The organism is Companilactobacillus nuruki (genome assembly GCF_002872255.1).
GTDB lineage: Bacteria > Bacillota > Bacilli > Lactobacillales > Lactobacillaceae > Companilactobacillus > Companilactobacillus nuruki.
In genome coordinates, this window is the sequence record NZ_NIPR01000012.1 from 54011 (window position 1) to 60040 (window position 6030).

General features: G+C 34.2%; 6 protein-coding genes. 3 read left to right on the plus strand and 3 right to left on the minus strand.

All coding sequences use genetic code 11. From position 1 onward, the window contains the following. The first annotated feature begins 95 nt into the window (after positions 1 to 95). Entirely contained in the window at positions 96 to 335 is a 240-nt protein-coding gene (locus tag CBP76_RS05525; RefSeq protein ID WP_102195945.1) for a hypothetical protein, read from the plus strand. A 119-nt stretch (positions 336 to 454) separates the two neighbouring features. Then, a complete protein-coding gene (locus CBP76_RS05530; protein WP_102195946.1) occupies positions 455 to 2167 on the plus strand; it encodes a glucosaminidase domain-containing protein in 1713 nt (570 codons plus the stop codon). 115 nt (positions 2168 to 2282) lie between these two features. Here the strand turns inward: CBP76_RS05530 and CBP76_RS05535 are convergent, their stop codons facing one another. The 3 genes from CBP76_RS05535 to CBP76_RS05545 form a co-directional block, all read right to left on the minus strand. After that, positions 2283 to 3104, minus strand: coding sequence for a helix-turn-helix domain-containing protein (locus CBP76_RS05535; protein ID WP_102195947.1), 822 nt, complete (start codon positions 3102 to 3104; stop codon positions 2283 to 2285). Between the two features lie 161 nt (positions 3105 to 3265). Beyond that, complete coding sequence (locus tag CBP76_RS05540) at positions 3266 to 3739, minus strand: hypothetical protein (RefSeq protein ID WP_102195948.1); 474 nt, start codon at positions 3737 to 3739, stop codon at positions 3266 to 3268. An 87-nt stretch (positions 3740 to 3826) separates the two neighbouring features. Then, the gene (locus CBP76_RS05545; protein WP_102195949.1) at positions 3827 to 5146 is read right to left on the minus strand and encodes an SLAP domain-containing protein; all 1320 of its coding nucleotides are present in this window, start codon (positions 5144 to 5146) and stop codon (positions 3827 to 3829) included. Positions 5147 to 5606: 460 nt separating this feature from the next. Here CBP76_RS05545 and CBP76_RS05550 point away from each other — a divergent pair, with 460 nt between their 5' ends. Continuing rightward, complete coding sequence (locus CBP76_RS05550; protein WP_102195950.1) at positions 5607 to 5921, plus strand: helix-turn-helix domain-containing protein; 315 nt, start codon at positions 5607 to 5609, stop codon at positions 5919 to 5921. The last annotated feature ends 109 nt before the right edge of the window (positions 5922 to 6030 follow it).

The following is a 6030-nucleotide window of genomic DNA, read 5'->3' on the forward strand; positions in this document are numbered from 1 at the left end:
AATAATAAATTTTAAGAGGGCTTGCCATGCAAGTCCTCTTTTTATTATATTTAAGGTATAATAAAACCAACGTTATTAAAAAGGTGGTATTTACAATGCTTGAAAATGTGCATGGTATTGTTAAGGTCAACCAAGACAGCCGTTATGTAGTCTTCTTGTTTGATACTTATGAAGTAAATCGTAAGATGTTACAAGATAAATATGTTAAAGGTGAATCATCATGGTATACCGATGCTAAGGGTACTGGTGATGACGGTAAATCCTTCTATCGTATCGCTGAGGATGGCGAATGGATCGAAGCTGAATATGTCACTTATGTTGATATGAATGAATAAACTTCATTTTTCTTAAAAAAATGTTTAAAAATCATTAGATTTCTTAAGATTTTGTTGATGATAATCCTTTTAAATAGTAGTCTACTCTTAGATATCTTTATAATTGGAGGGAGACAATTATGAATAAAAAATGGGTTGCCTCAACTGCCTTGGCCAGCTTTTTAGCATCTGTAGGCGTATCTTCAAATGCCGCTCCAGTAAAGGCAGCATTGTCAAATGATGATGGAAATCAAGATGATAATCAAGATCAAAATGATTCTGCTACTAAAGATGAATCCGTTGCTAGTGTGATGGACGAACAGGGCGCTCCAATTAATGAGCAAGCTGCTGATGCGATTGAAGCTAACGAAAATAATACTAATAGTATTTTGCCAGCTAGTGCTGTGACTGCTATAACTCAAAGCGCAGCAGTTACACAAGCAGCTAGTGCGACTAAGCAAAGCGAGTTTATTAATAAAGTTGGACCAATTGCTCAACAGGCTGCTTCAAAGTATCGAGTATATGCATCGGTTATGATGGCACAGTCGATTGTTGAAAGTGCTTGGGGAACGTCTGATTTATCAGCTAAATATAATAATTATTTTGGAATCAAGGGCAGTTATAATGGCTCTTATGTTGCAATGCCTACTCAAGAGTGGAGTGCCGATAAGGGGTATTATACAATTTACGATAACTTTAGAAGTTACCCTAGTATTTATGATTCATTTGCTGATAATGGTAATTTATTAAGATCAAATAGTTTTTATAATGGTACATGGAAAGAGAATACCTCTTCATATAAGGATGCTACTGCTTGGTTACAGGGGCGTTATGCGACAAGTCCAATCTATGCATCAACTTTGAATAATATAATCGAGACTTATAATTTGACACAATATGATGATGAGGCCAGTACTGGTGGCACTGGCGACAGTTCTGTTAATGGAACACAAACAGCTATGCAAGACACCGCAACAATTACAAATAAAAATACAGCGACAATTTATATTAATGCTAATCCTAATCAGATTGCAGCCAACCGTGCTTTGGCTTATGGTACTGACTGGCATGTTTCTTCAAAGGTAGTTGCAGCTGATGGTACTGTTTATTATCAGGTGGCTTCCAACGAATACGTAAAGGCCAGTGATGTTCAACTTGCTTCTGAAGGTTCCAAACCTCAAGTTAATATTCAAGATGTAGCAATCGTGGTTAATAACGGTGGAACAACTGTTTATAGTTCAGCTAATAAGAATACCGCAACGAATAGAGTTTTGCCTTATCAGTCTTCGTGGGTAACAACAGGTTATTCAGTTGATGATAATGGTAATACTTTCTACTTTGTCGGTAATAACTCTTATGTTTTAGCAACTGATGTGACCTTGCAATCACAACAGGCTAACGATGAATATAAACAAGATGTTATTACGCCTTATCCTGATATAGTCCATGTTGTAGCTTCGCCTAGTGCTAGGGCATATGATGATAAACATAATGGTTTGGCAGTGAGTTTAGCAAACGGCACTGACTGGAAGATTGATCAGAAGTCAGTTCATTCTGATGGATCAGTCTGGTATCGTGTTGCTACTAACCAATGGGTTAATGCCAATGATGTTGAAGTTAAGGGGTCTAATTATGTAACATCTGTTTCTGGATCAGTAAAAATTAATTATATTCCGGGATATGGTGTTAACGTTTATAATAGCCCTGCTACTAATAATAAGTTTACAGGAACACGACTAGCTGATGGTACAACATGGCGAGTAACCTCTAAACAAATCGTTGATGGACAAACATGGTATAAGGTTAATGTTGGTTGGGTCAATGGTAAGTATTGTATTTTTAATGCAGATTAAAAACTCTCAAGAGAATGTTTAAATTCTCTTGAGAGTTTTTTTATGTATGTATTACATACAATAGGAAGTAACTAGTTATTTATAGAGTACAGATATTGTACAAAAATATGTTCTTCTATTTTAGATATCGTTCTTCAATTCCATTTTCTTCATTTAAGAGGGTTTTAATTCTTAAACGAGTTTCTACTAGTTCGTCGTTGAGTCTATCCCAATAGTATTGTTGAATCAGTTGTCTCATAGAATCTATTTCATAATTCATACCGTCCCAATTAAGTGTACCTTCTTTAACAAATTTTTTTGCGACTTCATCAAAACTTTTTTTAGTCCATGTAGTGTTTGTGGGATGAGTGGATCGATCTTCTAGCTCATGTAGAACATCCATAGCTTGTCCTTCAAATGATCTAACTTGTTCATAGTAAATATTCTCAATGTAAGGATTAGTTACTCTATCAATTTCTTCAAGGCTTGTATTGTAGGTAATCCCTTTGGAAGCAAAAATTTGAAACAATCCAGGGTATATCTCATTAAAAATTCTATCCTTAACTCCGGTATCATCATCTTGCAAAACATGATCTTTTAGCTTAGTGATGTGTCTAACAATCACGTCGTCTGGATGGAAATTACCATTGGTAACATTTATAAGTTTATTGAAGGTTACGTTTGCTCTAAAACCATAGTTATCTAAAACATTTAGTACTTTTATTTTTAAAAAGTTTTTTAAATCTCCGTAGTATAGGTAGTTGCTATTAGTACTCAAAACGGTTGAGAGACGATCCATAGTTGTTTTCTTTGGAAGACCTCTACCTTTTTCCCATTCATTGATAGTACTTTTGCCACTTACACCAATAATATTCGCTAATTCCTGCATACTTAGATTTTTGCTTTTTCTAAGATACATCAAACGCAATCCAAAATCCCTTTTTGAAATGCTTACCATAAATACACCACCTATAATTACTAAAGTCGCAAGACGTTGGAAAGTACAAATAATGTACAAAAAAGTATTGAACTGTTATATAATATGTTCTGTATTATAAGGTTATTAGCACATTAATATGTGTCTAATATACTTTTTGTTACTTCATATCTGTAATTCACTTATTGTTTTTTGCTGAAAATACTGGAGAAGTCTGATGAATATTTTATGACGGATATATCATAGTAATTTATGAGATTACTATGATTAAGTTTGACGATCATAGAGCTTGTGATAGTCGAATCCTTAATCTTGAGTTTAGGTTTGATTTTTAGAATCAAAGCATATTCAGATTGTCTTTCTAGTTTGTATATATCTAGATAGATTATTTTATAATTTTTCCAGTTGAATGGTCCGTCTTTTTGATCAATTGTTTCTTTCGCAATTTTTGTAAATTGAAGCTTTTGATATTTATTTAGCTTATGAGTGTCTTCCTTATTATTCTCTAATATTATTGTTCTGCCAGTAGAATTGTAGTAAGGGGCGGAATGGTAACTTCGATAGAGTTTGGGTATACCAAAGGCACCAATAAGCAGTAATCCACAAATAACCCAAATAATGATATTAATTTTGTTTTTAGCTGTTTCACTAGACATGTTTAATCCCCTAGGCTTGGTTAATAAAAAACGTTCCACAGTCTAATTAGACTATGGAACGTTGCGAATTGTTGATAAATCTAATTATTAGTATACAGGGTTTTTAGCAAAATCAGGTTCATATGTTGCTGCATAAGCAAATGAAGCATAAAGGCTAGAGTCAGCTGAGTAAACTACAAAGATCGACTTATTTGGATCTTTTGGTAATGGAATCCATTCGTTCTTGGAAACTTGAACGAAAATTTGATTATTGTAATTTTGAACGGAGCTAGATACTTTCCATGATGACGCTTTAGGTAACGATCTAGTATATGAATTTGTTGATGAGTCGTATAACTGAACGGCCGTTGCTAATGTTACCGTTGCGGGACCATTTCCAAAGATATCTGTGTTGCCGTAGAATCCACCATTTGAGATCCATTCGTTAGTGGCTACACGGTAATATACGTAATTGTGCATTACTTTGCTTTGATCTGCATGCCAAGAACTACCTGCGGGAAGAGTTTTACCAGTGTCATTACCATTATCATCAAGTACTTGCGAACTATTGATTAGAGTAATGGTTGTACTAATTGGATTAGCTTGTCCATTTTCTGCTGGAGTACTAGGTTGATAGTCGTTTGTTCCTTGAACATGAACACTTGATACTGGAACGTATTCATTGGTTGCGACTTGATAATAGTTGGTTCCATTAATAGTCAAAACGTCTTGTCCTAATTGCCATGAAGATAAGTTGGGAAGAGTTATACCAGTACTCTTACCATTGGCATCTACCACAGCAGTATCTCCTCCCATAATCATACCAACTCTATTTGTAGAAGAAGGAGTGCTGGTATTTGTAGCAGTAGAGGAGTTTGTTTGTGGAATATTATCATCAGATTGGGTTGCACCAGCTTCTTTAATGTATTCATTACCACCAACCTGGAGATATCTTTCACCATTGATGGTTGCTATATTAGCAATTTTCCATGAAGAACCATTAGGTAAGACGCGGTTGGTTGCATAACCGTTAGCATCGTAAACTGTGCCGCCGCCATTTTGGATTGTGGCAACCGGGTTAACTGCTTCTAGGCCGGTATCATTAGTAGTTGGGTTGAGTAAAGTAGTGCCATCATCAATGGAAACTGAATCGGCATCTACATATTGATTAGTTGCAACTTCGTAATATGTAGTACCATTTTTAGTAAAACTCGAACCTAACTTCCAACTTGTATAATTACCTAAGGATGAGTTAGGAATCATGTTTCCATTGTTATCATAAAGAACAGCACCACCACGTCTAACTGTTCCAGTTAAATTGGATGTGGCTGCTTGAACAGGAGTAGCTGTATTGCTAATATTTCCTAAAACTGTTGGTGCAATTAAGATAGCTAATGTTGAAGCTAACAATACTTTATTTTTATTCATTTTTAATATCCCCTTATTTTATTACATAAAAAAAGACTACGTATCAACGTAGTCAGTACGTTGATAATTTAACAGATATTCAATTGATCAATATGACAAACGTTTTAGTTGGGGAAGCAACTAGTCGCATTCACAAAACTACCAGATTAAGTGAGTGCATACAGATATATTGATCCATACATAATTATTCTATCAATTGCGATATTTCGTTTAACTGATTGATCCTACCCTAGGGTGAGGATTTTATAAGGAGTGCATGTGTATATATATTTGAGGGTTACAATCAAAAGAATAATATTAGCAAATGTATGCTTGAGTACTTATTTTAAATAATCAACGTACCCACTAATAATAATCTTAGTACAGGTTTTTAGCAAGATTATTCGAAAATATAATTGATTATAGCTATGCAATGTTTGCTTTATTCAAAATATTTTATTATTTAAGAGGTGGAGGAACTATGACCAAACGCTTTGGATTTTTAAGGAGTAAACGAACGGAAATGGGATTAACAATTGAACAATTAGCTACTCAAGCTAATGTTTCCGTTGATTTAATATCACGATTGGAACGAGGAAATAGGGATGATATTTCTATTTCCAGATTAGAAAGTATCCTAGATGTTCTCGACTTAAAACTCGGCGATGTGTTTGAATCTAGCGAGATGGATGACAAAAGTAATCAATTCGTTAGAGAATTTCACCTGCTTAATGATAAAAAACGGGAAGAATATGCAGACATTTTTGTAAGAATCATGAATCTTAGTAACGAATAATAGCTGTTATAAATAATTGCATATTTTAAATTTATTTAATTATTAATAGGAAGTCATTATTTTATGACTTTCTATTTTTTTATCTAATTATCGTAAGCACCTAATAACC

Bases quoted from the DNA above. Each gene is read 5' to 3' on its own strand.
- CBP76_RS05535 (WP_102195947.1), bottom strand. From the start codon at position 3,104: ATGGTAAGCATTTCAAAAAGGGATTTTGGATTGCGTTTGATGTATCTT.
- CBP76_RS05530 (WP_102195946.1), top strand. From the start codon at position 455: ATGAATAAAAAATGGGTTGCCTCAACTGCCTTGGCCAGCTTTTTAGCA.
- CBP76_RS05550 (WP_102195950.1), top strand. From the start codon at position 5,607: ATGACCAAACGCTTTGGATTTTTAAGGAGTAAACGAACGGAAATGGGA.
- CBP76_RS05525 (WP_102195945.1), top strand. From the start codon at position 96: ATGCTTGAAAATGTGCATGGTATTGTTAAGGTCAACCAAGACAGCCGT.
- CBP76_RS05540 (WP_102195948.1), bottom strand. From the start codon at position 3,739: ATGTCTAGTGAAACAGCTAAAAACAAAATTAATATCATTATTTGGGTT.
- CBP76_RS05545 (WP_102195949.1), bottom strand. From the start codon at position 5,146: ATGAATAAAAATAAAGTATTGTTAGCTTCAACATTAGCTATCTTAATT.